Origin of the sequence: Micromonospora sp. D93, assembly GCF_018070365.1 — a bacterium.
Classification (GTDB): domain Bacteria; phylum Actinomycetota; class Actinomycetes; order Mycobacteriales; family Micromonosporaceae; genus Micromonospora; species Micromonospora ureilytica.
This window is the reverse complement of record NZ_JAGPXW010000018.1, coordinates 1-25,289: the sequence shown is the minus strand read 5'-3', so window position 1 is coordinate 25,289 and position 25,289 is coordinate 1. Positions and strand designations below refer to the sequence as shown.

The 25,289-nt window shown below is 68.7% G+C and carries 26 protein-coding genes; 15 read left to right on the top strand and 11 right to left on the bottom strand.

All coding sequences use genetic code 11. The features are described from left to right. Nucleotides 1-137: 137 nt before the first annotated feature. Both KBX71_RS20340 and KBX71_RS20335 read left to right on the top strand, forming a co-directional pair. The gene (locus KBX71_RS20340; RefSeq protein ID WP_210819596.1) at nucleotides 138-1,433 is read left to right on the top strand and encodes a homoserine dehydrogenase; all 1,296 of its coding nucleotides are present in this window, start codon (nucleotides 138-140) and stop codon (nucleotides 1,431-1,433) included. A gap of 66 nt (nucleotides 1,434-1,499) precedes the next feature. Further along, entirely contained in the window at nucleotides 1,500-2,210 is a 711-nt protein-coding gene (locus KBX71_RS20335) for a siderophore-interacting protein (RefSeq protein WP_210819595.1), read from the top strand. 25 nt (nucleotides 2,211-2,235) lie between these two features. Here the strand turns inward: KBX71_RS20335 and KBX71_RS20330 are convergent, their stop codons facing one another. After that, nucleotides 2,236-2,826, bottom strand: coding sequence for a dihydrofolate reductase family protein (locus tag KBX71_RS20330; RefSeq protein ID WP_210819594.1), 591 nt, complete (start codon nucleotides 2,824-2,826; stop codon nucleotides 2,236-2,238). 66 nt (nucleotides 2,827-2,892) lie between these two features. Further along, complete coding sequence (locus KBX71_RS20325) at nucleotides 2,893-3,729, bottom strand: helix-turn-helix domain-containing protein (RefSeq protein ID WP_307847197.1); 837 nt, start codon at nucleotides 3,727-3,729, stop codon at nucleotides 2,893-2,895. Between the two features lie 176 nt (nucleotides 3,730-3,905). Here KBX71_RS20325 and KBX71_RS20320 point away from each other — a divergent pair, with 176 nt between their 5' ends. Genes KBX71_RS20320 through KBX71_RS20310 form a run of 3 tightly spaced genes read left to right on the top strand, consistent with a single transcriptional unit; the run spans nucleotide 3,906 to nucleotide 7,464 of the window. After that, nucleotides 3,906-5,288 carry an RNA-guided endonuclease TnpB family protein gene (locus KBX71_RS20320; protein WP_210819593.1) on the top strand — a complete coding sequence of 461 codons (1,383 nt, stop codon included), beginning with the start codon at nucleotides 3,906-3,908 and terminating at the stop codon, nucleotides 5,286-5,288. A 30-nt stretch (nucleotides 5,289-5,318) separates the two neighbouring features. Next, on the top strand, nucleotides 5,319-6,602 hold the full coding sequence (gene aroA, locus KBX71_RS20315) for a 3-phosphoshikimate 1-carboxyvinyltransferase (RefSeq protein ID WP_210819592.1): 1,284 nt from the start codon (nucleotides 5,319-5,321) through the stop codon (nucleotides 6,600-6,602). Further along, nucleotides 6,595-7,464, top strand: coding sequence for an MBL fold metallo-hydrolase (locus KBX71_RS20310; RefSeq protein WP_210819591.1), 870 nt, complete (start codon nucleotides 6,595-6,597; stop codon nucleotides 7,462-7,464). Before aroA ends, KBX71_RS20310 begins: the two co-directional genes overlap by 8 nt. Before the next feature lie 34 nt (nucleotides 7,465-7,498). Here KBX71_RS20310 and KBX71_RS33850 read toward each other — a convergent pair whose 3' ends face one another. From KBX71_RS33850 to KBX71_RS20295, 3 genes are all read right to left on the bottom strand, one after another. Continuing rightward, nucleotides 7,499-7,714 (bottom strand): helix-turn-helix domain-containing protein, encoded by a 216-nt coding sequence (locus KBX71_RS33850; protein WP_307847196.1) that lies wholly within the window; start codon nucleotides 7,712-7,714, stop codon nucleotides 7,499-7,501. Between the two features lie 421 nt (nucleotides 7,715-8,135). Next, complete coding sequence (locus KBX71_RS20300; RefSeq protein WP_210819590.1) at nucleotides 8,136-8,795, bottom strand: response regulator transcription factor; 660 nt, start codon at nucleotides 8,793-8,795, stop codon at nucleotides 8,136-8,138. After that, entirely contained in the window at nucleotides 8,792-9,904 is a 1,113-nt protein-coding gene (locus KBX71_RS20295) for a sensor histidine kinase (protein WP_210819589.1), read from the bottom strand. Before KBX71_RS20295 ends, KBX71_RS20300 begins: the two co-directional genes overlap by 4 nt. A 219-nt stretch (nucleotides 9,905-10,123) precedes the next feature. Between KBX71_RS20295 and KBX71_RS20290 the strand changes: the two genes are divergently transcribed. Further along, nucleotides 10,124-10,465, top strand: a complete 342-nt coding sequence (locus KBX71_RS20290) for a DUF6223 family protein (protein ID WP_210819588.1) — start codon at nucleotides 10,124-10,126, stop codon at nucleotides 10,463-10,465. 293 nt (nucleotides 10,466-10,758) lie between these two features. Next, nucleotides 10,759-10,920 carry a hypothetical protein gene (locus KBX71_RS20285; protein ID WP_210819587.1) on the top strand — a complete coding sequence of 54 codons (162 nt, stop codon included), beginning with the start codon at nucleotides 10,759-10,761 and terminating at the stop codon, nucleotides 10,918-10,920. A gap of 110 nt (nucleotides 10,921-11,030) precedes the next feature. Here the strand turns inward: KBX71_RS20285 and KBX71_RS20280 are convergent, their stop codons facing one another. Then, nucleotides 11,031-12,281: an NAD(P)/FAD-dependent oxidoreductase gene (locus tag KBX71_RS20280; RefSeq protein ID WP_210819586.1), complete on the bottom strand. Its 1,251-nt coding sequence runs from the start codon at nucleotides 12,279-12,281 to the stop codon at nucleotides 11,031-11,033. 104 nt (nucleotides 12,282-12,385) lie between these two features. Beyond that, nucleotides 12,386-12,736 (bottom strand): MarR family winged helix-turn-helix transcriptional regulator, encoded by a 351-nt coding sequence (locus KBX71_RS20275; protein ID WP_210819585.1) that lies wholly within the window; start codon nucleotides 12,734-12,736, stop codon nucleotides 12,386-12,388. Between the two features lie 190 nt (nucleotides 12,737-12,926). Here KBX71_RS20275 and KBX71_RS20270 point away from each other — a divergent pair, with 190 nt between their 5' ends. The 4 genes from KBX71_RS20270 (at nucleotide 12,927) to KBX71_RS20255 (ending at nucleotide 15,989) form a co-directional block, all read left to right on the top strand. After that, nucleotides 12,927-13,646, top strand: a complete 720-nt coding sequence (locus tag KBX71_RS20270) for a DUF3159 domain-containing protein (RefSeq protein WP_210819584.1) — start codon at nucleotides 12,927-12,929, stop codon at nucleotides 13,644-13,646. Between the two features lie 65 nt (nucleotides 13,647-13,711). Further along, the gene (locus KBX71_RS20265; RefSeq protein ID WP_210819583.1) at nucleotides 13,712-13,999 is read left to right on the top strand and encodes an antibiotic biosynthesis monooxygenase; all 288 of its coding nucleotides are present in this window, start codon (nucleotides 13,712-13,714) and stop codon (nucleotides 13,997-13,999) included. Next, on the top strand, nucleotides 13,996-14,412 hold the full coding sequence (locus KBX71_RS20260; protein ID WP_210819582.1) for a hypothetical protein: 417 nt from the start codon (nucleotides 13,996-13,998) through the stop codon (nucleotides 14,410-14,412). The genes KBX71_RS20265 and KBX71_RS20260 overlap by 4 nt, the downstream gene beginning before the upstream one ends. Next, nucleotides 14,409-15,989 carry a multicopper oxidase family protein gene (locus KBX71_RS20255; protein WP_247683811.1) on the top strand — a complete coding sequence of 527 codons (1,581 nt, stop codon included), beginning with the start codon at nucleotides 14,409-14,411 and terminating at the stop codon, nucleotides 15,987-15,989. The genes KBX71_RS20260 and KBX71_RS20255 overlap by 4 nt, the downstream gene beginning before the upstream one ends. Before the next feature lie 211 nt (nucleotides 15,990-16,200). Here the strand turns inward: KBX71_RS20255 and KBX71_RS20250 are convergent, their stop codons facing one another. Then, nucleotides 16,201-16,974 carry a hypothetical protein gene (locus tag KBX71_RS20250; protein ID WP_210819580.1) on the bottom strand — a complete coding sequence of 258 codons (774 nt, stop codon included), beginning with the start codon at nucleotides 16,972-16,974 and terminating at the stop codon, nucleotides 16,201-16,203. Between the two features lie 185 nt (nucleotides 16,975-17,159). Further along, nucleotides 17,160-18,668, bottom strand: a complete 1,509-nt coding sequence (locus tag KBX71_RS20245) for an endo-1,4-beta-xylanase (RefSeq protein WP_210819579.1) — start codon at nucleotides 18,666-18,668, stop codon at nucleotides 17,160-17,162. Nucleotides 18,669-19,076: 408 nt separating this feature from the next. Between KBX71_RS20245 and KBX71_RS20240 the strand changes: the two genes are divergently transcribed. Then, the gene (locus tag KBX71_RS20240; RefSeq protein WP_210819578.1) at nucleotides 19,077-19,307 is read left to right on the top strand and encodes a hypothetical protein; all 231 of its coding nucleotides are present in this window, start codon (nucleotides 19,077-19,079) and stop codon (nucleotides 19,305-19,307) included. A 150-nt stretch (nucleotides 19,308-19,457) separates the two neighbouring features. Continuing rightward, nucleotides 19,458-19,634, top strand: coding sequence for a hypothetical protein (locus tag KBX71_RS20235; protein WP_210819577.1), 177 nt, complete (start codon nucleotides 19,458-19,460; stop codon nucleotides 19,632-19,634). 227 nt (nucleotides 19,635-19,861) lie between these two features. Here the strand turns inward: KBX71_RS20235 and KBX71_RS20230 are convergent, their stop codons facing one another. Together KBX71_RS20230 and KBX71_RS20225 are read right to left on the bottom strand one after the other, a co-directional pair. Further along, nucleotides 19,862-20,386: a LuxR family transcriptional regulator gene (locus KBX71_RS20230; protein WP_247683809.1), complete on the bottom strand. Its 525-nt coding sequence runs from the start codon at nucleotides 20,384-20,386 to the stop codon at nucleotides 19,862-19,864. 92 nt (nucleotides 20,387-20,478) lie between these two features. Further along, nucleotides 20,479-23,436: an AfsR/SARP family transcriptional regulator gene (locus tag KBX71_RS20225; protein WP_210819576.1), complete on the bottom strand. Its 2,958-nt coding sequence runs from the start codon at nucleotides 23,434-23,436 to the stop codon at nucleotides 20,479-20,481. 125 nt (nucleotides 23,437-23,561) lie between these two features. Here KBX71_RS20225 and KBX71_RS20220 point away from each other — a divergent pair, with 125 nt between their 5' ends. Together KBX71_RS20220 and KBX71_RS20215 are read left to right on the top strand one after the other, a co-directional pair. Continuing rightward, a complete protein-coding gene (locus tag KBX71_RS20220; protein ID WP_210819575.1) occupies nucleotides 23,562-24,395 on the top strand; it encodes an alpha/beta fold hydrolase in 834 nt (277 codons plus the stop codon). Nucleotides 24,396-24,412: 17 nt separating this feature from the next. Then, nucleotides 24,413-25,258 (top strand): alpha/beta fold hydrolase, encoded by an 846-nt coding sequence (locus tag KBX71_RS20215; RefSeq protein WP_210819574.1) that lies wholly within the window; start codon nucleotides 24,413-24,415, stop codon nucleotides 25,256-25,258. Nucleotides 25,259-25,289 lie beyond the last annotated feature (31 nt).

The window sequence follows — 25,289 nt, the reverse complement described above, 5'->3', positions numbered from 1 at the left end:
TTTGGGCAACCCCGACCGGCCCTCGGCAGCCGTCGAGCAGCCGCCCAGGAAATTTTCTCTTTCTGGCCGGTTTCACCATCCAAGACGACGCAGCGGAGCGGCGTTGGCCGAACGATGCGGGTGTATATGCTCCCGCCATGGATCGTCCCGTGAACGTGGGCATGCTCGGTTGCGGCAACGTCGGAGCGACTTTTGCCGAATTCCTCCTGGACCGGGCCCCCGATATCCAGGAGATCAGCGGGATCGATCTGACACTCAAGCGCATCGCCGTACGGGACGCGGGGAAGAAGCGCTCGGGCCTGCTGGCCCCGCTCATCACCGACGACGTGCGGGCGATCACCGACGCCCACGACATCGACGTGGTGGTCGAGGTGATGAGCGGCATCGAGCCCGCCCACGCGTACGTGCTCGCCGCGCTCCGCGCCGGCAAGTCGGTCGTCACCGCCAACAAGGAACTGATCGCCAAACACGGCCCGGAGCTGTACGAGGCGGCCGACGCCAGCCGCGTCGACCTCTTCTTCGAGACTGCCGCCGTCGCGTCCGTGCCGATCCTGCGCGTGCTCCGGGAATCGTTCCTCGGCGAGGACATCACCAGCGTCCTCGGCATCGTCAACGGCACGTCCAACTACATGCTGACGCGCATGTCCGAAGAGGGGCTCGGCTACTCCGAGGCCCTGCGCCAAGCACAGGAGGAGGGCTACGCCGAGCCCGACCCCACCAACGACGTGACGGGCGCGGACTCCGCGTCCAAGCTGGCCATCCTCGCCTCGCTCGCCTTCAAACGCGCGATCGCCGTCGACGACGTCGAGCGCGAGGGGATCGACAAGCTCGAACGCGACGACTTCGACATCGCGGCGCGTTTCGGCTACGTGATCAAGTCGATCGCCAAGGCCGAGGTCTTCGGGGCGGCCGGCTCCGGCGAGCGCGAGATCGGGGTCCAGGTCTTCCCGGCCCTGGTGGACAAGAACCACCCCCTCGCCAACGTCCGCCACACGTACAACGCGGTGTTCCTCAAGGGCTGCGCGGCCGGCGACCAGATGTTCTACGGTCACGGCGCGGGGCGGCTGCCCTCCGCGTCAGCCCTGCTCGGCGACCTGGTCACCGCCGCGGACCACCTGCGACGCGGCACCCACCGGAGGGTGCCGCTCGGCAGCTCCGCGGTGCTGCGACCCACCGAACGGCTGGCGCACCCCCACTACCTCAAGTTGGAGGTCACCGACGCGCCGGGCGTCCTGTCCGAGGTGTCGGGTGTGTTGGGCCGCCACCAGGTGTCCATCCGCTCCATCACCCAGGAGGACCGTGCCTCGAAGGCGCGCGTCGTCTTCATCACGCACCGGGCCGAGGAAGGCGCGATGAGGCAGGCCGTGGCGGAACTGCGCAGCCTCGACAGCGTCCTCGGCGTCGGCGGCATGCTCCGCATCGTGGAGGCGTGAGCGGCGCCCCGCTCGGGAAGCGGGGCACCGACCGCCGCATAACAACAGAGCCTGAAGTGAGGAACAATGACCGGACTCGCCGAACGCCTGGCCGACGTCGCCAGTGGCGCGATGCTGGACAGCGCCCACGTCACCGGCCTCAGCCACCTCTCCCCCGAGTTCATTCGGATGACGCTGTCGGCCGAGGCATTCCGCAAGGCGACCTGGGTGCCCGGGGCGAAACTCCAGCTCCGGCCGCGGCGCGGCTCGATGAGCCTGCGCACCTACACACCGACGATGTGGGACGCCACCGACGGCGCGACGGAACTGGTCGTGTACACGCACGGAAACGGTCCGGCGGCGCAGTGGTTCGAGCGGGTGGCGGAAGGGCAGACCTGTGAGGTCTTCGGGCCGCGGCGCTCGATCGACCTGCGCAAGGCCGCCGGTCCCGTGCTCTTCGTCGGGGACGAGACCAGCGTGGCGCTCGCCCGCGCACTGCTCACCATTCCCGCCGAGACGTCGTATGTCTTCGAGGCACGCGATCCCATCGCGCTCACCGACGTACTCGCCCAACTGGGGATCACCGAACGAGTGGCGGTCGTCGCGAAGGACGCCGACCGGGTCGAGCTTCTCCAGCACGGCCGCACAGCGGCCATCCAGGCGCCGTACACCCTCATCGTCACCGGCGACGCGGCGACCGTGCACGCCGTACGGCGCGACAGTCGTGGGTGGAAGCGGAAACCCCGGCAGGTCATGGGCAAGGCATACTGGGCCGAGGGCCGCACCGGCCTCGACTGACCGCAAGACTTCTTCGCGGACCCGCTCAGATCGGTCGACGCCGCACCCGAAAGCGCAGGTGAAGCACCCGGTTTCCCTGAATCACCACGTCCGGATCCTCCAACAGGTGCTGCGCGTGGACCGACCCGAAGTAGCGCTTGCCGGACCCGAACACGACGGGTACGACGTCCATGCGCACCTCGTCGACCAGGCCCGCGGCGAGCACCTGGCCACCGACGTCGCCAGCGGCGACCTCGACGACGCGGTCACCCGCGAGCTCCTGCGCCTTGGCCATGGCTGCCTGGACGCCGTCGACGAAGTGAAACGGCGCCTCTGGGTCCCAGCCCTCGGGCTTCGGCCGGTGCGTCACGACGACCACGTGGTCGACCCCGCCGGGAGGTTTCCCGTCCCAGCCGTCCGTCATGTCGAAGACGTGGCGGCCGGCGATCGTGACTCCGATCTGGTCCCAGTACGGCCGGGTGTAGTCGTAGGAGGACTGCGACACCTTCAACGCGCCGCTCTCGTCCAACGGGACGTCACCGCCGAGCAACCAGTCGAACAGTGGTCCGGGCTGGTCGTTCTCGTCCGCGATGAAGCCGTCCACCGACACCGAGCTGTACATGACCACCTTGCCCACGGGCGCTCCTCTGCTTGGGGGATGCCCTCAGATTAGAGTCCTGTGGGCTGTCGCTCTTGTACGAAATCAATCGGCCGGCAGCGGCCAACTGTCCAGCACGTGGCCGGGATGTTCGCGCAGGAACCGCCGCCGGACCTCGACATATCGGGTCGGTGTGAGCCCGGTGAACGCCCGGAACTCGTGGCCGAAGTGTGCCTGGTCGAAATAGCCCGCTCCACCGGCGAGGTCGCCCCAGTCGATCGGTCCGGCGGGGTCGATCGAGAGCACTGTGGCGGCGAAGCGGTAGGTACGGGCCAGCCGCTTCGGCGTGACGCCGATGAGCTTCTTGAACCGCTGCGCCAGGTGAGTGCTGCTGACACCGGCTGCCGCCGTCACGTCGCCGATCGCCACCGCCCCCCTGGTCGCCACGATGACGCTGCTCGTATGCCGGACCAGCCCCAGACCGGGGGTCTCGCACAGCCGTCGCATCAACTCGTCTTCGAGGAGCGTCAGCATCTCGTACGGCCCGGCCGCCGTGGCCAGCCGGTCCCGCAGCTCAGCAGTGGCGGGCCGGCCCCAAACCTGCTCCACCGTCGCCGGCCGGTCACACAGCTCGGCCGCGGGCATCGGCAGGAACGGCGCCAGCCCCCACGGCTTGAAGTGCACGCCGACGGACCGGGTTCGGAGTGGATAGCCGAACTCCCATGCGCGGGTGGGCATGGTGACCACGCAGCCGTCGGCGTACTCGGCCGCCTCAAGGTCGGTGCCGGCGCGGATGCGGAACGGCGCCCCGAGGTTGACGATGAGCAACGCCGACGGCGGCGGCAGCGTCAGCCGGGCGTACGGCGGCGCACCCTCCAGGTAGTAAAGGTCGTCGATCAGCCCGTCCAGCGGCGGCCGCGGCACTCTGGACACGTACTCCACGCGCACAGTATCGCCGACGCCCCACCATCGGGCGGGGGCTGACGCACTGACACGTCTGATTAGTCTGGTGATGCCCGGCCGGCTAGTGCTGTGTCCACTAACGTTGGCCGGGTTGTGTCAGACCCTCGTGGTTGGCTTCGGGTATGCCCAGACGTAGGGATTCGGGAGCGCCGCGGGTGGTGCATCGCACCGCCCGGGTCGGTCTGCGTCTGACCCGGGCGCAGCGGCAACGCTGCTTCGGCCTGCTCCGCGCGGCCGGGGATCTTTGGGCGTGTGTATTGGAATACAACGGCTGGCGGCATCGTCGTCAAGATCGGCCCGTCGCGAGCTATCAGGAGTTGTGTCGACTGCTCGCCGCGTCTGGTCCGGGCACGTTCGGTGAGCTCGACTCGACCGGCGCCCGGTCGGTGTTGCGTCGCTATTCTGATGCGTGGTTCAGCGCTGCTGCCCGCCGCAGGGCGGGGCATGGTGAGGTGCGGTATCCGCGGCGGCGACGGTCGTTGATGCCGGTCCGCTGGTATCACGGCACGTTCGGTCTGAGTGAACGGCGGCTGCGGTTGCCGACCTCGGCCGGGAGCCCGCCGCTGGTGGTGCGCCTGGACCGGGCGGTTCCCTACCCCCATGATGCGGTGCGGTCAGTGACGCTGGTGTTCGATCAGGGGCGGTTGTGGGTCGAGGTCACCGCGGAGCTTCCGGTCGCGACCTACCCTGCGGGTCAGGAGCCGGAGCGGGGGCGGGTCGCCGGGGTCGACCTGGGCATCATTCACCCGTACGCGGTGGCAGCCGGTGACGGGCAGATGTTGCTGGTGTCCGGGCGGGCGATCCGCGCCGAGCACCGTCAGCACCTGGCCGACGCGAAAGGCCGCCGCCGGGCGACCGCCGCCCGTGCGCCGAAGAGGGGCCAGCGGGGTTCGCGGCGGTGGCGCAAGACCCGCCGGCGGGCTCGGCTGATGGAGGGGCGGCATCGGCGTCGGGTACGGCAGGCCGGGCACGAGGCCGCGAAGACCGTGATCGGCTGGGCAGTGCAGCACCGGGTCGGGACGCTTACCGTCGGTGACCCGCGTGGTGTCCTCGATCTGTCGGCGGGTCGGCGGCACAACCTGCGGTTGCGGCAGTGGCAACTCGGCCGGGCGATCGCGGTCCTGAAGGACAAGGCGGAGCTGGCCGGGATCACCGTGTATCTGGTCGATGAGCGGGGTACGTCGTCGACCTGCCCGGTGTGCCGGCGCAGAGTGGTCAAGCCCCGCGGGCGGACCATGATATGCAGGAGTTGCGGGTTCGTCGGGCATCGTGATGTTGCCGCGGCGTTCACCATCGCCACCCGGACCCCGGGCGGCGTCACCACCACCGCACCCAACATGGGTGCGGTCATCACGCACCGTCGAGCAGGCCGACACCTTCCCGGTGCCGGGCTGTCCCGGCGTGACCCACGCCGCCCACCAGCGGTGGCAGGGTCGGTTGGCCGGCTGAGGCCCGCCCCACTACCGGTGGGGGGTCGCTCGCTCCGACAACGTCTGGGCGAGGAACCACAACACCACCGACAACCCGGTGAACGTTAGTGGTCACAGCACTAGCCAGGAGAGGCCTGCATGACTTCTGCACCCCGTACGGTAGTTGCGCGTGTTCCCGGTTCGAAGTCGGTCATGGCCAGAGCGTTGGTCATCGCGGCTCTGGCCGAGGGAACGACCCGCCTGGTGGCCCCTCTGGTCGCGGCCGACACGGTTGCCTTCGCGGAGGGTCTGCGCAGCCTCGGGTTTCCGGTGATCCGCGAGCCCGACGTGTGGAGCGTGACTGGTGATCCGGCCGGCCCGCCCGCCACGGAGGCGACGGTGTGGTGCCACGATTCGGGCACTGCGGCGAGGTTCGTGCCGGCCCTGGCGGCGTTGGGTTCGGGGCGATATGTGATCGATGCCAGCGTGCAGATGCGGGCCCGCCCGATGGCGTCATTGTTGACGGCGATGCGGGGCCTCGATGTTCGGGTCGACGCTGCGGTCGGGGGCGGCCTGCCGTGGGTCGTGCACGGCTCACGCGTCGCTGGCGGAGCCATCGAGGTGGATGCGGGCGCCTCCAGTCAGTACCTGTCGGCACTGTGCCTGTCGGCGCCGGCGATGCGACACGGCCTCACGGTGCGGGCGCCCAACCCCGTCTCGGCGCCGTACGTTCATCTCACGTTGACGATGATGCGGCAGTTCGGGGTCGAGTCCAGTTGGCAGGATTCCACGATCACTGTCCCGCCGGGCACCTACCAGGCTCAGGAGTATCAGATCGAGCCGGATGCGTCGACGGCGTCGTACTTCTTCGCCGCTGCCGCCGTCACGGGAAACACGGTGACGGTGCCGGGTCTCGGCCGGCGGTCGAGCCAGGGCGATCTCCGGTTCGCCACGGAGGTCCTACCGACGATGGGTTGCCGGGTGGAGGTCGGTGACAACAGCGTCACCGTCACCGGCCCGACCCGACTGCGTTCGCCAGGCACGGTTGCCATGCGCGACATCAGCGACACCATGATGACCCTGGCGGCCATCGCGCCGTTCGCCGATGCGCCGACCCGGATCACCGATGTGGCGAACTGCCGGCTGAAGGAGTCGGATCGCATCGACGCGATCACCGCCGCGCTCGCCGCCTGCGGCGTGTCCACCCGCTCAGGTCCTGACTGGCTCGAAATCGACCCGGGAATCCCGACTGGAGCGTTGGTGCAGACCCGCTCAGATCACCGCATCGCGATGAGCATGAGCGTGACCGGCCTTCGGACGCCGGCAATCGAGTTTGACGAACCGTCCTGCGTCGACAAGACCTTCCCGCAGTTCCACGAGGAGTTCGCCGCCCTGGCACGTGGCTGGGGCCTGCCACTCGACGAGAGAAGAAACAGTGTCTGAGTCTGCAGCGGCGATCCCGATCGCGGCCGGTGTGGTCCTGGCCCGTTGTCCCAAACCCCAGAGCCACACCGGCGTGGTGACGATGGTGGCAATCGACGCGGGAGCAGGGGGCGTGCTCCTCGTGGACAGCGGGATGTCCGAGTACATGCCTGCGGCACTGAGCCCGGCGCTCACACTGCTCGGCCGAGGCGCCCGGGACGTGACCGCGGTGTGCAGCACACACGGCCATCGTGACCACACGGGTGGCAGCCCGGCGATCCGCGAGGTCAGTGGTGCGCGTTCCTACTTCTCCCCGCACGACACCGGCCTCGCCGGTTTCGCACCCGACGTGCCGGTGTCCGGGGGTGACCGGATCATCCGGGGGGACGTCACCCTCGACGTGGTCGAGACGCCGGGGCACACTGCCGGCAGCGTCTGCTTCTACGAACCGATCCGACGACTGCTGATCGTCGGCGACAGCGTGCAGGGTACGGGATCCGCCCGGAAACTCCCGGTCTACTACGGCTCCGGTCGCCAGTACCGGGCCAGCATCCGCAGTCTTCTGGAGCTGCCGGTAGACCTGATGGTGGTCGGTCATCCGCTGGAATGGCAGGAGGGCCACACCAGCGTGTTTCGGGGTGCCGACTGTCAGGGAATCCTCACCGCCAGCCTGCGAGCCTCGGAGGTGATCGCGGCGGCGACCGAGGCGGTGCTACGGGCGTCGCTCACCACCGACCTCGCGGCGAGTCGTTCGGCGATTTTGAGCCGGCTGGCGGCCGCACCGACCTTCGCGCATTTCGATCCCGGTGAGCCTGTCGAGGGGGACACCGACGCGACGCTCCTCAGCGAACTGGGTGACCTGACGGGCTTCGAGAAGCCCTGACTCGACCACGGTTGGCGGCTGTCGCCAATACGCCTCAGGCAGGCCGCTGACGTACCGCGGCGACCTCGGCGTGGTGGTCGACCGCCCAGTCGGCCAGCGCGGAGAGCGGTTCGAGACTGCTGACGCCGAGCGGCGTCAGCCGGTACTCGACGCTCGGCGGCAACGTCGGAAACACTTCACGATCGACCAGGCCGTCGCTCTCCAGCGTGCGCAACGTCCGGGTGAGCATGCGCGCGCTGATGCCCTCCACGGCCCGATGCAACGTTGAACCGGTACGGATGCCGGCCGAGCAGGGTGATCAGCAGCCGCGTCCATTTGTCGCTCACCTGGCGCAGCACGTCGGTGACCGGACAGCGCTCGTACTCCCGTTGCCTCTCAGTGTGCTCTGGCGAGCACGCGGTTGGCAGTCTCGCCTTGCCGTGAGACGGTCCCGGTCTGACCCGCTGGCGCGGTGCCGGGTTGACGCTTCAATGCCACCAGCCCCGCGAGCGGGGTCTTGCGGTCGGCTCCACGTCCAGCCGCCGGGCCACTCCCGGCGGTTGTTGCGTCAGCCGCGAGCGCGACCCCCGCGACGCCGAACGGTTGATGGACCTCACGGAGAAGCTGCTGAATTGAGGCGGCCCCCTCGTATCAGACCGGGTTCCGCGGCTGATCGAGCAGCGCGGTCGGCGTCAACGGGTGCGGGGAATCACCAGGCCGGACTCGTAGGCGAGCACCACCAGTTGGGCGCGGTCGCGGGCGTGCATTTTGGTCATGGCGCGGTTGAGGTGGGTCTTGGCGGTCACCGGGCTGATTCCCATCCGTTCCGCGATCTCGTCGTTGGACATTCCGTGCGCGGCCAAAGCGACGGCTTCGCGTTCGCGGGTGGTCAGGTGTGCCAACGCCGCGGTGTTGGAGGGTGGCGGCTGGGTGACGTACCGATCGATCAGCTTGCGGGTGATCGATGGTGCGAGCAGGGCGTCGCCGCGTGCGGCGACGCGGACGGCGGGCAGGAAGTCTTCCGGCAGGATGTCCTTGACGAGGAAGCCGGCCGCGCCGGCCCGCAGGGCGTTGAAGACATATTCGTCCAGGCCGTAGTTGGTCAGGATGACGACGTGGACCGCGGCCAGGGCCGGGTCCGCCGCGATCCGGCGGGTCACCTCGATGCCGTCGAGGATGGGCATCTGGACGTCGACGAGCGCGACGTCGGGCAGGTGCTGCCTGGCCAGCGCCACCCCCGCACGGCCGTCGGCGGCCTCGGCCACCACAGTGATGTCGTCCTCGGCGTCGAGCAGGGCGCGGAACCCGCTGCGGATGAGCGGCTGGTCGTCGACCAGCAGGACCCGGATCACGACGCCCGTTCCACGGGTAGTTCGGCGTGCACCCTGAAGCCGCCCTCGCTGCGCGCCGCGGCGCGGAACCGTCCGCCCAGAGCGGTCACCCGTTCCCGCATTCCGAGCAGCCCGACCCCGGGCACCAGCCCGGACTCCGGCGTGGCCGTGCCGTCGTCATCGACCTGGACGACGACCGCATCGGGGCGATACTCGACACGGACCGACGCGGTGACGGCCGCGGCGTGCCGGGTGATATTGGTCAGTGACTCCTGCACGATCCGGTACGCGGTCCGGTCCACGGCGACCGGCACACCGTTGCGGTGGCCCTCGATCGTCAACGACGCGGCCAGACCTGTCGTCCGCGCCCGCTGCACCAGGTCCGAGATCTGGTCGAGCCCGTACGACGCGGTGCTGCCGTCCTCGCGCAGCGCTTCCAGGGTCGCGCGTAGTTCCCGGGACGCCTCACGACCGGCGTCCCGGATCGCCAGCAGCGCGTCCGGCACCGATTCGCCCCGCTTCTGGGCCAGGTGCACGACGGCTTCGGCCTGCACCTTGATCACCGAGATCTGGTGGGTGAGCGTGTCGTGCAGCTCCCGCGCGATGTGCAGCCGCTCCTCGTCGGCGCGGCGCAGCGCGATCTCCTCGCGGGTGCGTTCGGCCTCGTCCGCGCGTCGCTCGGCTTGGCGCAGCGCCTCGCCCGCCGCACCCGCGGCGATCAGCCAGGCCAGCTCAAGGACACCCCTGGCCTGCGCGAACGCCTCCCCCGCGGGCAGACCCGAGGTCATCGCCGCCACCGGGAGGGCTGCCAGCATGAGCACGCTCGTCACCACGGTCACGGTCCGGTGCCCGGCCCGCACCGCCGCGTAGACCGCGACCAGGTACGCGACCGCGAACACGTCAAACCCGGCCGCCTGATAGCCCGCCGCGCACACCCCGGCCACGACCAGGACAACGACCGGAGCCCGCCGCCGCGCGACCAGCGCCAGACCGCCGGCGCCCAGCAGGACGACCCCGATCGGATCGAGGCCGGTGGCGGATCGCTCCCCGGACAGCCCGCTGATCAGCAGGATCGCCGCCACCCCGGCTGCTATCAGCCAGTCCCGGACACCGATCCGTGCGCTGCTCATGCGCGCACCCTAACCGGACACCCACCCGGGGCGAGTCGTGCGAGCGAAGGACCCACCCCTACCGCGTACGCAGTACCTTTCCGGCTCGCGCCCGCATTCGCAGTAGCCGGTGCCCACGACCGCAGCAGCACGACATGACCACGCCGGCACGACGCCAGGCGGCGAACCACCGGACAGGATCAGGCGACAGCTAGTTCGGGCCAGACGAAGGAGCACCTCATGCCCAACAACGACCTGCTCGCCGCGTCCACAGTCGACGCGTCCACCCTGACCGGCGACCGCATCGTGGCCACAGCGGCGGTCGTGGTGGCGCTGGCCGGCGCGATCATCGGCGGACTGGCGCTGGGCCGCCCCACCAGCCTCACCCGGAAGCGCAGATCGGCCGTGGCCCTGATCGCGGGAGTGACCGGCGTGCTCGTCGGCGGGCTGGTAGTGGCCACCGCCGACGGAGGACCCGGCACCGGCAACGGCATCGTCGGCGGCTACGCGGCCCTGGTCCTCGGCCTGCTCGCCACACTCCTCGGCGGACTAGCCTTCGCCCGAACCCACCGCACCGCCTGAAAACCGAACCATCGAACCTTGAAACGAGCCGTCAGGAGCCGTAGCCGTGCTAGCCGGCGGACAGCGCTGGCCGCCGCGCTGACCGTCTGCCTACTGGTCAGCGAACCGGCGGTCGCCTGGTCCGCGCCGATACCGACGCCAGCGCCGTCGACCACCATCGTGCCTGGACCACAGGTCGCGTCCGGCGAGCAGGTGAGCGCGCCTATCGTGGACATCCAGGGGCCGGTGCAGGATATCTTCCTGCTCACCGGGGACCCCGACGGCGCCAGCCTGCAGGCCGAGTCCAGCAGGCGGTGCGCGACGCGCTGAGCGCAGCACTCGCCGACAGCGGGATCACCTACGAGATCAACGGCTTCGGAGAGACCCGACCCGTCGCGCCGAACACCGTGGACGGCAAGGACAACCCGAAGGGCAGGGCCAGCAATCGACGTGTCGAGATCCGGTTCGACAAATGAGCCAGAGAACCCCACACCGCGGGCGCTGGCGTCGCCGGGGCGGCCATCGCCGTTCGGTCGCCGACCCGACGTTCGCGCGGCCAGGATGGGCCCTCAGAGATGTCTGCTCTTTAGATGGACGGCCCGAAGATCTTGCGCCGTAGTGCGGGGATGGCCGCGCTAGCACGGAGAAGCGCACGGAAGGCGGTCCGGTTCGCCGGCGTGGCGAGGGCGGCGTTTGTGGCGTTTCGGGTGGAGAGGGCCAGGGCTTGGTTGGCGTAGTGTCGCATCGCCGTTTCGTAGACGCCGATGCTGTTCACCGGGTCGGTGTCGTTCGTGAGGGCTTGGCGGAGGTGGTCGGCGTCGCGCAGGGCGGTGTTGGCGCCGATGCCTGCCATGGGTGTCATGTTGTGGATGGCGTCGCCGAGGAGTGTGACTCGCGAGGGTGCCCACTCGGGGAGCCGGGGCATGGTCCGTAGCGGCACGGTGGTGAGGGTCGCGGCGTCCGTGGCGTCGACCAGGGTCCGTAGCGGTGCTGCCCAGTCGCGGACGCGTTCGGTGACGAGTCGCTTGAGCTGGCTTCCATCGAGGTCCTTCAATCCCGGTGGGTACGAGTTTTCCGATCCGGCCCAGGCCCAGACGACGTACTCGGCGGCGCCGTTGCTGACGTCAGTGTTGTCGGGATCGCCACTGGGCCAGGTGGAGAGGAACATCCACCCGTTGCGGGCGGGGACGACGTTGTTGATGCCGCCGTCGGTGAGGTCAGCCGTCAGGGCGGCGGCGACGGCGCCTGCCAGGGGGACACGCCCGGCGATGTTGATGATGCCGAGTTCCTGACGTTGCAGGCCGGGAAGACGTTGGTGGCGTACCCGGGAGTTGCTGCCGTCGGCGCCGACCAGGATGTCGCCGTCGGTGTGGGAGCCATCGGCGAAGTACACCCGGACGCCGTCGTTGTGCAGCTCGTAGTGGGTGAACTTCTTGTCCCAGTGCACAAGAGGTTCCGCGCCGTCGTCGGTGCGGGTGTTGTGCAGGAGGGCTTCGTGGAGCTTGCCGCGGCTGATCGCGCGGCGTTTGGTGATCGGGTCGGTGGTGTCTTCGGGGAATCTTTTGTCGATGGTGGCCAGGACGCCGCGGCGGGGGTCGCGGAACCGGATGATCAGCGGTACGGGAGTTCCGGCCGCGTCGATCATCTTCCAGTTCTGAGCGGGGAGGCAGGCGTGCAGGGCGCGTAGGCCGTCGGCGTTGAGGTGGATCCCGTAGCTGGCCGGTTGCTGGGCGCGGTGCGCCGATCGTTCGAACACTCGGGCGTCGATTCCTGCGCTTCGTAGGCCGTGCAGGAGAGTGAGTCCACCGAGGCCCGCGCCGATGATGAGAACGCGCATGAGGTGCTGCCTTTCGTGCCAGCGAGCTGACGGTGAGGGCCTGCCGGACGGCGTCGGGCGGCCTGAGACGAGCGATGAACGGCCGGGGTATCAGCCGGGTGGGTTCACGGGGCGACCATCGCGCGCAGGAGCCGCTGCAGTTGCTGGGTCTGCGCCGGGGTGAGCGGAGCGGTTGCGGCCGCGGCCGCGGGTTCGGCAGCCTGGTGCGCCTGGGCGAAGACGTCACGGCCGTGCTCGGTCAGGGTGACGGCCCGCAGTCGCCGATCGCCGGGCACCAGCTGGCGTGACGCGAGGTCGAGTCGCTCAAGGTCGTCGACAATCCGGACGATCGAGGCTTTGTCGTGGTTTGTTTGCGCAACGAGGTCACGTTGGCTGAGCGGACCCGAGGCGTGCAGCCGCATCAGCACCATCAGGTGGCGCCGCTCAATGCCGAACGGCACCAGAGCGCCGTCCATCGCCGCCGCCACGTGGTCGTGCGCCTGACGCAGCAGCAGCCCGATCGCAAAGGGTGACCCCTCCCCCGGGTTCTCCGGAGTGCCGGACGTAGCTGGCTGGCTGGCGGAAGCTGATTCTATAGGCACAGCCGAACACTATCTCACCTGACACAGGTTTGCAAGAAACCGTTTCACGTGTAACCATTTTTCCATGAGCGACCAACGAGCGACCCTCACGATCGGCGATCGGATGCCCGAGCACGACGTCAGCCGTCACCCCGAACCACCACCGCGATCCGGCCCGCCGCAGGGCCGTCGCCAGGGACCGGAGTCGGGTTGGTCGGCGATCAGGCAGATATGGAGTGACCCGGACCGGTGGGTCGAGATCGCCGTGGCCGCAGCGCCGGGTCTGGTGTTCGTGGCAGTGAACGTCGTGGCCACCCTGTACCCGGCGATCATCGCCGCCGCCGCAGCCGCTGTCGCCGGGCTGGGCTTTCGGCTGGCGCGCCGACAGTCGCCGAGATCGGCGCTCATCGGCATCCTTGTCGTGACGGTGTGCGCGGTGGTAGCCGCCGTCACCGGCGACGCGCGAGGCTTCTTCCTGGTCCCAACCCTGATCCCGTTCGCCGTGATCATGGCGTGCCTGGCCACCATCATCGCGCGCCGGCCATTGACCGGACTGCTGCTCAACCGGGTCACCGGCGGCCCTCGTGACTGGTACCGCAACACCGCGCTGCGCCGCGTCCACCTGGCCGCCACCAGTGCGGCGATCGGTATCAACGTCATCAACGCCGCCGTGCAGGTGATCTTCTACGAGCGAGGCGACACCGTCGTGCTCGCCGTCGCCCACGCGGCCACCGGACCGGTCTTCGCCACCCTCGTCGCGGTCACGATCGTCGCCGTCCGCAAGACCCTGGCGGCTCAGCGATGACCGCCCCTACCGAGGGCCCAGCAAGCCGACCAGACCATCCGGCAGCGACGAGCGGTGAACTGACCGTGACCAGCGTCTTCACCGTGACCGAACAACACCAGGCCCAGCTGTACGCGCTGTTGGCCGCCAACGGCCAGGACGTACTGGAGCACACGCCCGGCTTCCTCGGCTCAACACTGACCCGGTCCGACGACGGGCGACATGTCATCCACCACGCGCGCTGGCGTGACGACGACGCCCTGGGGGCCATGCTGGCCAGCCCTGGCGGCCGTTCCAGCATGGCGGCCTCTCGTCTGCTCGCTGACGTCAAAACCTTCCGCTCCCACCACAGCCAGGCATTCGAAGCATCATGACAACCACCCAGACCACGCCATCCGGGCAGCCCCAAGCCAGTTCGCCGAAGCGGCGTTGGCCGATCTGGCTGTTCCGGCTCACCAGCACCACAGCGGCAGTCCTGGCCTTCGACCAGGCCGTCTTCGCCGGCCAGTTCCTCTCCGGCAGTTACGGGGCACTGCACCTCCACCGGGACACAGCCACCTACACCGTCGCGGCGCTCGCGGCCACCATCGTCACCGCGACCCTGTGGCGCCGCGCCGGGGCAGGCCCACGCTGGCCACTGCCCGCGTCGATCGTGCTGTTCGTCCTGACCGCACTGCAGACCTGGCTCGGCTACCAGCTGATCCTGGCCGTACACATCCCCCTGGGCGTCACCATCGTCGTGCTGCTGATCGCCCTCACCGCCGCAGCATGGAGAAAGACCCGATGAGCACCATCAGCCGCAGAACCTTCCTCGGCATCGCCGGAGCTGGGATCGCTGCCGCCGGCATCGGCATCCCCTTCGTCAGCGGCATCGCCGGAGCCAGTTCCACCGGGAGAGTCCTGCCCAGCCGCGCACCGCTCCCACCGCCATTCCGACGGCGGCTCACCCTCCCGCCCGTGCTACGCCCGACCCGCTCCGACGCGACCACCGATTACTACGACATCGTGCAAACCGCCACCCGGGCCACGATCCTCCCCGGGCTGACGACGGAGTTGTGGACCTACAACGGCTCCTTCCCGGGGCCCACCATCCGAAGCGGACGGGGCCGCACCGTCAAGGTCCGACACACCAACGACCTGCCGATACCCACCGTCGTTCACCTGCACGGCGGACGCACACCGCAGGACAGCGACGGCTACCCGACCGACTACGTCTACCCGACCGACATGAGCTGCTACGCCCGGCACCACCGTCACGAACACACCGGCAGCGGCCACGACATGGACACCGGCGGCGACACCCGACAGGGCGAGCGGACCTACACCTTCCCATTACAGCAGCGGGCAGCGACGCTGTGGTACCACGACCACCGCATGGACTTCACAGGTCCCAGCGTCTGGCGGGGACTCGCCGGCTTCCACCTGCATCACGACGACGAAGAAGCAGCTCTTCGCCTGCCGGACAACGAATACGTGCTGCCGCTGATGATCACCGACCGCAGCTTCGACAGCGACGGATCACTGCTCTACCCCAGCCTCGACCCCACCCTGGTGAACCAACACGGAGTCCACGGCGACTACGTCGCCGGCGTCCTCGGTGACGTGATGCTCGTCAACGGCACACCCTGGCCCGTCGCACCTGTCGAACGGGGCACCTACCGGCTACGCCTACTCAACGCCTGCAACGCCCGGCGACTTTCGCTGCGACTTGACCCGCCGCCCCCGTCCGCCATCACCCAGATCGGCACCGACGGAGGGCTCCTCGCCGAACCCGTCCGACACGATCACCTCGAACTGGCCCCCGCCCAACGCTTCGACGTTCTCGTCGACTTCTCCCACTACGCCCCGGGCGCCGAAGTCACCCTGGTCAACGACTTCGGCACTGCGGCAATGGGACAGGTCATGCGATTCGTCGTCGGCGAAGGCCGGCCTGCGGCATACAAGGTGCCGGATCGACTGTCCACCATCCCGGTCCTGCGGCCAGCCGACGCGATCGTCACCCGCAAGTTCGACTTCCGGGCCGGTGACGTCAACGACCACGACGGCTGGCTCATCTCCCAGGCCCCGTTCAGCCCCGACTCCATCGCCGCGCACGTCCGCCTCGGCAGCACCGAAATCTGGCAACTGAACGCCGACTTTCACCATCCCGTCCACATTCATCTCAGCCCATTCCAAGTTCTGGCTCGGGGCAGCGGAGGCCCTGGCCCCTTCGACGCCGGCTGGAAGGACACCATCGACCTGCGCCCCGGCGAGCAAGCCAAAATCCTCATCCACTTCGACGGCTACCAGGGTAAATACGTCTTCCACTGCCACAACCTCGAACACGAAGACATGGCCATGATGGCCAACTTCATCGTCAGTTGAGCCTTCCACCTTCGATCAGAGCGCTGCGGCGGTGGCGGCCATGGAGACTGGCCACACCGCCAGGAGGCTGGTGCTTCGCCTCGCGGCCAGACCAGCCCGGCGACGCCACCACCGGGGTGCGGGAGCAGAACCGCACCCCGGCAGGGGGCCGATCGGGGCCGACACCACGACGACATGTGCCGAGAGCGCCCGAGCCACCCGGGGCTCCAGGTCAGCAGCCGAGCCGCTTACTCGAAAGGGCGATGTCGTCGATCCAGAGGTCGAACTCGCCAGGTGTCGTGCCGCCCTGGTAAAGCTGCCAGCCGATCTTCACCGTGTCGACCGTCGGCAGGACGAACGGAACATCGTTGCCACCGTGGTCGCTCGTGGAGGCGGTCAGCTCCGGGTTCGCCACGCCGTCGATCCACACCGCGACGCGGTTGTCCACGGCGTCGATCTTCCACTCGAAGCACTGCCAGGTGTCCTCGACGACCGGGGCGGACTCCCGCCAGTTGGTCCAGTCGCCGGTCGGACCGCCGTCGGCGCCGACCCCCCAGAAGGTTCCGGGGACCGTGGGCGCGTACTGGCCACCGACCGGACGGACGACCTCCGTGCTGCCGGTGCCTGTCGCTTCCACGAGCGTGAAGTGCGCCCAGTCCGGGGCCGTGGGGAAGGCGTCGACGCGCAGACGCATCCGTCCGTAGAAGCGGTTGCCCGGCGCGGCGAAATCGTCGACGCGCAGGAAGGCACGTCCGTTGTCAACCGTGTGGATGTGCAGCACCTGGTTGCCACGGCGGGCACGTTCGACGGTGAGCGTGCCGTGGCGGGTGTCGACGCCCCATTTCAACGTGCTGGGCCCACCGGGGGGCAGTCGCTCGAAGTCCTCGCAGAAGAGCAGGCCACGGGGGCACGAGGACGGGGAGGCCCCCGACGCGCCGGCCGGGACGCTGCCGACTGCGGCGCCGAGGATCAGGGCGGCGCTGAACGCCGCGAGAACATTGCGCATGGTCATCCTTCATGAGGGCTGGTCCCCCGGCACAGGGGCGTGCGAGGGGGTTGGCTTCGGTCGGCCGGCAGCCGGTCGACAGTCGTGAACAGGGTTCGACCGACCACGACGGGCACCCGGGCCCGGAGCCGGTGGCTCCGGGCCCGGTCAGCGTCCTGACGCGGAGGGCCGGTACGTGTCGCGGGTCAGGGGCTGGTGCAGGAGAGGCCGCCAGGCGCAGCGTTGCTGCTGCCGTTGGCCAGGAAGCCGAAGGTGGTGGAGGCGTTCGCGCCGAGAGATTTGTTGTATTCGGCGTTACTCACGCTGACCGTGCCGCTGGTGCCGGTGTTGATGCCGTTCCAGACGTTGGCGATGGCCTGCCCACCGGCCAGTGTCAGCCGTACGGTCCAGCCGCTGAGGGTGGCGGAGCCGTTGTTGGCCACGGTGACCTCGCCCTGGAAGCCACCGTTCCAGCTGTTGACCATGCGGTACGTCGCGGTGCAGGCCCCGGGCGGCGTGGTCGGTGGATCGGTGGTCGGCGGCGTGGTCGGTGGATCGGTGGTCGGCGGCGTGGTCGGTGGATCGGTGGTCGGCGGCGTGGTCGGTGGATCGGTGGTCGGCGGCGTGGTCGGTGGATCGGTGGTCGGCGGGGTCGTTCCCGGCACGGTGGTGGAGGCGGCGTTGAGAGCGTTGAGGACAGCGGTGTACGCCGCCTTGGGGTTGCTGTTGCGGTCGAAGAGCAGTGGGCTCTCGTTGCCACGCCAGGAGTCGCTGTCCCGAATGCCCCACGTCGTGATGCCGACGCAACGGGGAACGTTCATGCAGGCCTGGGTCAGACCCTGGTACTGGCTGGTCGAGGCGTTTGTGACGTCGGCCTCGGTCAACGCCACGTCGACCCCGAGGGCGGCGAAGCTGGACAGCGTCTGCTGGAAGTTGCCCGGCAGCGAGCTGCCACCGGTGAAGTGGGTCTGGAGGCCAACACAGTCGACCGGGACCCCGCGGGCCTTGAAGTCCCTGATCATGTTGTAGACGCCCTGCGTCTTGGCGTACGTCCAGTTCTCGATGTTGTAGTCGTTGTAGCACAGCTTCACGCTCGGGTCGGCGGCGCGCGCGGTCCGGAACGCCACCTCGATCCAGTCGTTCCCGGTGGACTGCAGGTTCGACGACCGCCGGCTGCCGTTCTCGGCGAATGCCTCGTTCACCACGTCCCAGGCGTAGAGCTTGCCCTTGTAGTGGGCCATCACGCCGTTGATGTGGTCGATCATCGCGGTCCGCAGGGCGCTGCCGCTGAGACTCCCCCAGAACCTCGGCTGCTGCGCGTGCCAGGCCAGGGTGTGACCACGGAACCGCATGCCGCGCTGGGTGGCCCAGTTGTAGATCGCATCACCGCGACGGAAGTCGAACTGGCCGGGGTTGGGCTGGGTCGCGTCGGGTTTCATCTCGTTGACGGCCGTCATCATGTCGAACTCGCGGTTCGCGATGGTCAGGAAGCCCGAGTCGCTGAGACGGTCCCCTCCCATGGCGGCGCCGAAGTACCGGCCGCTGCGCTCGGCGGCAGCTTTCAGGGTGGTCCCGGGCGGTCCGCTGAGATCGGCGCGGGCGAATGTCGCCAGAGCCATCGAGGACACGGTGATCGCCAGGGCGCAGGCCCCACCCAGAAGCAGCCTGGCGGCACCCCTGGTTCGGCGTTTCGGTCGAGCGGGTACGTCGTTCATCTGTGCTTTCTCCTCGGTGTTCGTCTGGTCCATTGCCGATGAGAGACACGGAAGCGAAGGTCGCTGCACGGCCGACGAACGAAGCACCGCGCTCGCCTCTGGACCAGCACGCCGCAGGTGACGCCGAGCCGGCGTCAACCCAGCCGCGCCCGAATCGGTGGCCACCGCCGGCTGCCCGGTCCGCCCGGTGGTGGGTGAGCACTCCGCGCCGTACGCCCATGCGGAGTAAGACTGCCCTGCCGCGATGTTATATCGAATCAATTCGATTCGCGCGGTCGACCTCTACGAGCAGCTCGGCGACGTGGAGGGGCGGGCCGCCGCGTCCGGATACCTCGCGGTCGTACGCCTCTTCCAAGGCGACGCGACCGTCGCCCGCCAGATCGCGGTGGTTACCGGGGCTTCGAGGGGATGGCGCTCGGCGTCCTCGCGGCGATCGCCGCCCGAGCCGACGACCGGGCGGGCGCGGGGCGGCTGGCCCTGGAGTCCGCGGACATCCTGCGCGAGCGCGGGTTCAACCTGGCCCCGGCCCACAGCCTGATCGTCGACTGCGAAGCAACAGGCGGCGCCAGCAACGGTGCGGAGGTCGAGACCCTCCTGGCCGAGGTCGCCGACAGTTTCCGCTCCAGCGCCGCGTGGTGAGGTTCTCGCGCTGCGCCTCACCCTTCACTGTTTTGGCCCCGGGCTCCTGACCCCACCCGGCGAGCTTGTCCCCGGCCGAAGCGTAGGCCAGCTCGTAAGGGCGCTTCTCCTCGCGGTTTGCCGCCGCCGCAATTCGGAAAGGATCTTGTCATGACCATTTGGAGCAGGCTCAAGGACCGGCGAAAGAAGCAGATCCAGCAGCGGCGCCAGGAGGCGTACCTGGGTGCAACCGCAGGAGGAGCTACACAGGAAGAGGCTCGCAAGGCTGCGGACCGGGCGGAGAGGGGCGGTACGAACGCCGCCATCACCGGCTTGATCAACAGTTGACGTCGACGAAGTGACGCGCAGCCCGAACGCGACGGGCTGCGCGTCGTCGTCCTCGGAGAACTTCACCCCTGGCGGGCTCGTATCCGTTGGTGGTGAGTGCTCAAATCCCAAGATCGAGGCCAGGGGTCGGCGCGAGCCCTCGCGTCGCCGCGCCCGGACAGTCCTCGTCGTAATATGGATCGCCGTCGGCTTCGATGACCTGGGGTCGTCTTCAGCAGGTTCGCCGCCTACGGGTGCGTGTTCGTCACTGGCGAACCCGAGTGCGGTTCCGACCGACCAGGCCCAGACCTCGCGGCCGACGATGCGCTGTCCGGTCGAGGCGCGGCACGTGCGTCTCGTCGCGCCAGTTCCCTGCGCGAGGTGATGTCGAGCTTGCGGAAAATCTTGCGTAGGTGGTAGTCCACGGTGCTGGGGCTGATGAACAGTTGTGCCGCCACCTCGCGGTTGGAGGCGCCGTTCGAGACCAGCCGTGCGATGTCCCGCTCCTGGCTGGTCAGGCAGCAGCTCTGGGCGAGGTGGTTGGTCGTGTCGTGGCAGGCCAGCCTGCTGCGTAGTTCGCGGCGGGATGCGACGCCCAGCCGGTGGAACACCCCGCGTAGGTGATGTTTGACGGTATGGGTGCTGATGACCAGGTGCGTCGCGACCTCTACGTTTGTGGAGCCTGCCGCCACCAGCAGGGCGATCTGTTCCTGTCGTGGGGTCAACACCGCACGGGGAAGGATTCGGGCAGGCTCGGCTACGGCGCAGTGCATGGTGCTCCTCGGGCGAGGGTTCGGGGTCTCGACGACCATCCGAACGCACCGCTGTGCACGACGAGTGCAGACTGAGTGCTCGCCCTATCCGCTCAGGACGCGCCCCCCATCAAGCTGAGCCGGGCCCGCACATACGCGACCATGGTCCGGTATGTCTCGGCCTCCTCCATGCCGGAGAACTCGATGAGTTCCCGGAAGCCGTTGTCGGCGATCAGGTTCTCGAACTGCTGGCACCCCCGTTCCGCGTGCGCCAGGTCGCCCAGATCGAATGCGGCCCGCGCGAGGATCGCCGCGACGGCACACCGGGGGCCGTTCGACTCACAGACGCCCTCCGTCAATCCCCACTCCGACACCTCCGCCGCTCGTTCGAGCCGGCCGAGTTTCCAGGAGGACTCCGCAATGAGCTGTGCGTAATAGATCTTCAGGTGATCCAGGTGCTCCGCCACTGCGATGGCCAGCCCTTCGTCCGCGACCCGTGTGCCAGCCTCGAACCGATCGGATCCCAGGAGCGCTCTCGTGAACGTCAGCAGCGAGACGGCGAGCAGCTCCTGGCGCCCCGTCTGCCGGGCAAGACCAACGGAGCGTTCACCGTGGGCATTTGCGGCGTCGTGGTCGCCACGCGACAACGACAGCACGGCAAGGTTTCGCAGGACGTCGGCTTGTCCGGCGAGTTCTCCGGCGCCCTCGAAGATGGACAGGGCTCGACGTAGATATTCGTCGGCCGGTGGCAGCGGCGCGGAGACCTCGCCGACGGTACGAAGAAGTTCGGCCTCCATCAGCGGCTCACCGAGCACGCTGACCAGATCGAGGATCGCGAGTACCGTCTGCGTTCGACCCGCGGGTATGGAGTTGCTGCCCGGTGCCGAGGCGGCGAGGACCATGGCCGCCGCGTCGCGCCCGAGGCTGTGTGCGAGGGCCAGATCGATCGTCGCCCACAAGGCGGACCGTTCCCGTGCATACCAGGCGGCAGCCTCTGGCACGCTGTCGAACGATTCAGGCGTCACATCCGACGGCGGTTCGCTGACGGTGCCGACCGGCTGCCGGTGGTGCGTCGCGTAGGCGGCACGGGCCGAGTGCAGGTAGTGCAGGATGAGACGCCGCTCGTACTCCGGTCGCTCTTGATCCTCGTCGAGAAGCTCACCCGCGTAGGCCCGCAACAGGTCGTGCAGAACGTATCGTCCCGGCTGCGACTCGTCGAGCAGATTCGCGGTCACCAATTCCATGAGCAGTTCGCGCGCCTGTGCGCGACCGACTCCAGCGACACTGGCCACCGACTCCAGCGAGATCCCTGGACCCGAATGCACGGCGAGGGCGCGAAACACCTGCGCCGTTGACGGGCCGAGGGCGCGATACGACCACGAGAACACCGACCGGACGTCGTCGGACGAGTCCGCGCTGGACAACGCGTCGAGTCTGGCGGACGGCGCCGAGACGTCGCTGAGGACCGCGCTCAGTGGCAGGGCCGGATTGAGGGCCACGCGGGCCGCGACGATCGCCAGTGCGAGCGGCAGCCCGGCGCAGAGCGCGATGACCTTGTCCAACGCGTCCGGGTTCGTGGTGACGCGACGAACGCCGAGGCGATTGATCAGAAGCTGGCGGGACTCGGCCCCGGTCAGCCGATCGACCTGCAGGTAACGTGCGCCCTCCCGGGTGACCAGGCTCGTCATCCGGTTGCGGCTCGTCACGATGACCAGACAGCCCCGGGAGGCTGGCAGCAGCGGGCGGACCTGATCGGAGTCGCGCGCGTTGTCCAGGAGAATCAGGAGCCGACGACCGAAAAGACGACTGCGGTAACGAGCTGCCTGCGCGTCGACGTTCTCCTGCGGTGACGAGACCGCCGGCTCGCCCAGGGACGCGAGCAACGTGGCGAGCGCCTCCTCCGACGACATGACGCGTCCGTCCGGATCGAGACCCCTCAGGTTCAGGAACAACTGACCATCGGGAAACTCGGTGGCGATCTGGTGGGCCCAGTGCACGGCGAGCGCGGTCTTGCCGATGCCACCCATGCCGCCGAGCACCGTGATCACGATGGTCGCGTCGTTGAATGCGCCGGACAGTTGGTCGTCGAGCACGTTGGCCACGTCGTTTCGGCGGACGAAGCCCGCGACCTGCGGCGGCAGCTGTGCGGGCCGGGGAGCCTCCGGCGGGTGCAGTTCCTCCTGCAGGGTCCAGCCGCTGGCGAGCAGTTCCCGATACGCCTCCCGCAGTTCCGGCCCCGGGTCCACCCCCAGGTCCTCGGCCAGACGTTGACGGCTCCGTTCGAAGACCCGTACCCCTTCCGCCCGGTGACCGGTGGCCACGTACGCGCGCATCAGGCACGCCTGTAGCGCCTCGTCCAGCGGCGCCGCGGCGGCAACGCTCAGGAGTGGGGTCAACACGGCGCCGGCCATGCCGTGATCGATCGCTGCCTCGCTGGCCGCGAGCGCCACCGCGATGCGTTCCCGTTCGATGGCGACGAACTCCGGCGAACTCAACGCGCTTGTCGGAAGGTCGGTGAACGCAGGGCTGCGGCCGAGTTCCAGAGCGGTCAGGTACGCCCGCACGCCGGCCACGACGTCCCCGCCGGTGAGCGCCTCACGGGCCCGCCGGACCAACTCGCGATACATGGCCAGATCGGAGGCCTCGGTCGCGAGGAGTAGCCGATAACCCGTACCGGCCGGTAGGAGGTATCGACCGGTTTCGCGGACGTCCAGGTCCGGTTCGAGAATCCGCCGGAGGTTGCCGACGTGCCTGTGGATCTGGTTGGCGGCGCTGGCCGGCGGTTGTTCGTCCCACAGGCTGTCGATGATGTTGTCGAGGCTGACCGCGTCACCCCCGGCGGCGAGGAGCTTGGCCAGGATGATCCGCTGGCGTACCGGGCCGAGATCGACGTCCGAGCCGTCCCGCCGGGAGCCAAGACCGCCGAAGACCTTGAACTCGCAGTGGGACTGCGGCGCGTCCGGGAGCCTGCGGTCGGGCGTCGTCACGATTGACATCCTAGAGATGGAAGGGCAGCGGCTTCGCTTTTCGGCCCAGCCTGCGGTTTGCCCCAGGTCCCCCGCATCCCCCATCTCTCGTTGTCCGTCGAGTCGGTCGCCACACACGGGGACTACGTGATTCGGGTGATTCGCGAAAGGCTCCACAACCATATCTTTGGCAAGGTTCCCAGCGCGGAACGCAAGCCCAAGGAGTGCGCATGCCCCGTGTCACAGTTGGCTCAGAGGGAGCCAACCCGATCGAGATCTATTACGAGGATCACGGCACCGGTACGCCAGTGGTACTCAGTCACGGCTATCCGCTGAGCGGGCAAGCCTGGGAAAAGCAGGTCTCCGCACTGCTCGCAGCCGGATACCGGGTCATCACGTATGACCGGCGGGGTTGGGGCAATTCCAGCCAGCCCGCCGGTGGATACGACTACGACACGTTCGCCAGCGATGTGAACGTGCTGCTCACGGACCTGGACGTACGCGACGCCATCCTCGTGGGTCACTCGATGGGAACTGGCGACGTTGCCCGGTACCTGGGTCGTTACGGCACCGAGCGGGTCGCGAAGGCCGTGCTGATGTCGCCGATCCCGCCGTTCCTCCTGCGCACTGACGACAACCCCGAAGGCGCACCGCAGTCGTTGTTCGATGGGTTCATCCAGGCGGCGCGGGCGGACCGGAACGCATGGCTCAAGCAGTTCCTGGAGAACTTCTACAACCTCGACGTCTACGGCGGCTCGCTGGTCAGCGACGAGGCGTTCCAGGCCAGTCTGAACGTGGCCGTGGCCGGATCTCCCGTCGCCGCGGTGGCCTGTATCCCGACCTGGCTCACCGACTTCCGGGACGACCTGGCCAAGGTTGACGTACCGGTACTCGTGATCCAGGGCGACCAGGACCGCGTCCTACCCATCGGGGTGACCGGCCAGCGACTGTCCGCCTTCATCGGGGACACGCGATTGCTCGTTATCGAGGGCGGTCCGCACGCCATTGCCTGGACCCACAGCGATCAGGTCAACGCCGCCCTGCTCGACTTTCTTCAGAAGTGAAAGGAAACACAAACACCGTGAAATTGTCCTTCCGGCGGCGCCTCATTTCCGTAGGCGTGGCCATCGGCGCCCTGACCCTGGTTGGTGCCGGTATCGGCACCGCGCAGGCCTCGACGGCCCAGCATTCGCGCCCCGCATCGGTCAAGCCGACAGTCGTGCTCGTGCACGGCGCGTGGGCTGACGGGTCCAGCTGGGACAAGGTGGCGGCCAAACTCCAGCACGACGGCTACCGGGTGGTCACGCCGCCGAACCTGCTGTCGGGCGTGGCCAACGACGCCGCGAGTCTGCGCGCGTACCTGGACACCATCACCGGACCGGTCGTCCTCGTCGGTCACTCCTACGGCGGCATGGTCATCACGAACGCCGCCCTGGGTGACAAGCAGGTCAAGGCCCTGGTGTACGTCGACGCGTACATCCCGGACCAGCACGACACCGTCTACTCGCTGACCTCGGCCGTGCCGGGCTCGGTCTTCGCCGCCGAAGCGTCCACCGTCTTCGACCAGGTCGCGATCCCCGGTGGCGACCCGCACTACCCCAACCTCTACGTCAAGCCGTCGGTCTTCGGCAAGGCGTTCGCCGACAAGAGCATCCCCGCCAAGGACGTGGCGGTGCTGGCGGCCCGGCAGCGCCCCCTGGCCTACAGCGCCCTGGTCGAGGAGTCCGGCGAGCCGGCCTGGCGCACCATCCCCTCCTGGTCCGTGATCGGCAAGCAGGACGCCGTCATCCCCGCCGCTCAGCAGATCGCCATGTCCAAGAGGGCCAAGGCGCACACCGTCGAGATCAACGCCCCCCACCTGTCCATGGTCACGGACGCGGGTGCGGTCACCAACCAGATCGAGGCCGCCGCCAAGGCGACCAACTGACACGACAACCGGCCGTGGCATCGCGGTGAGC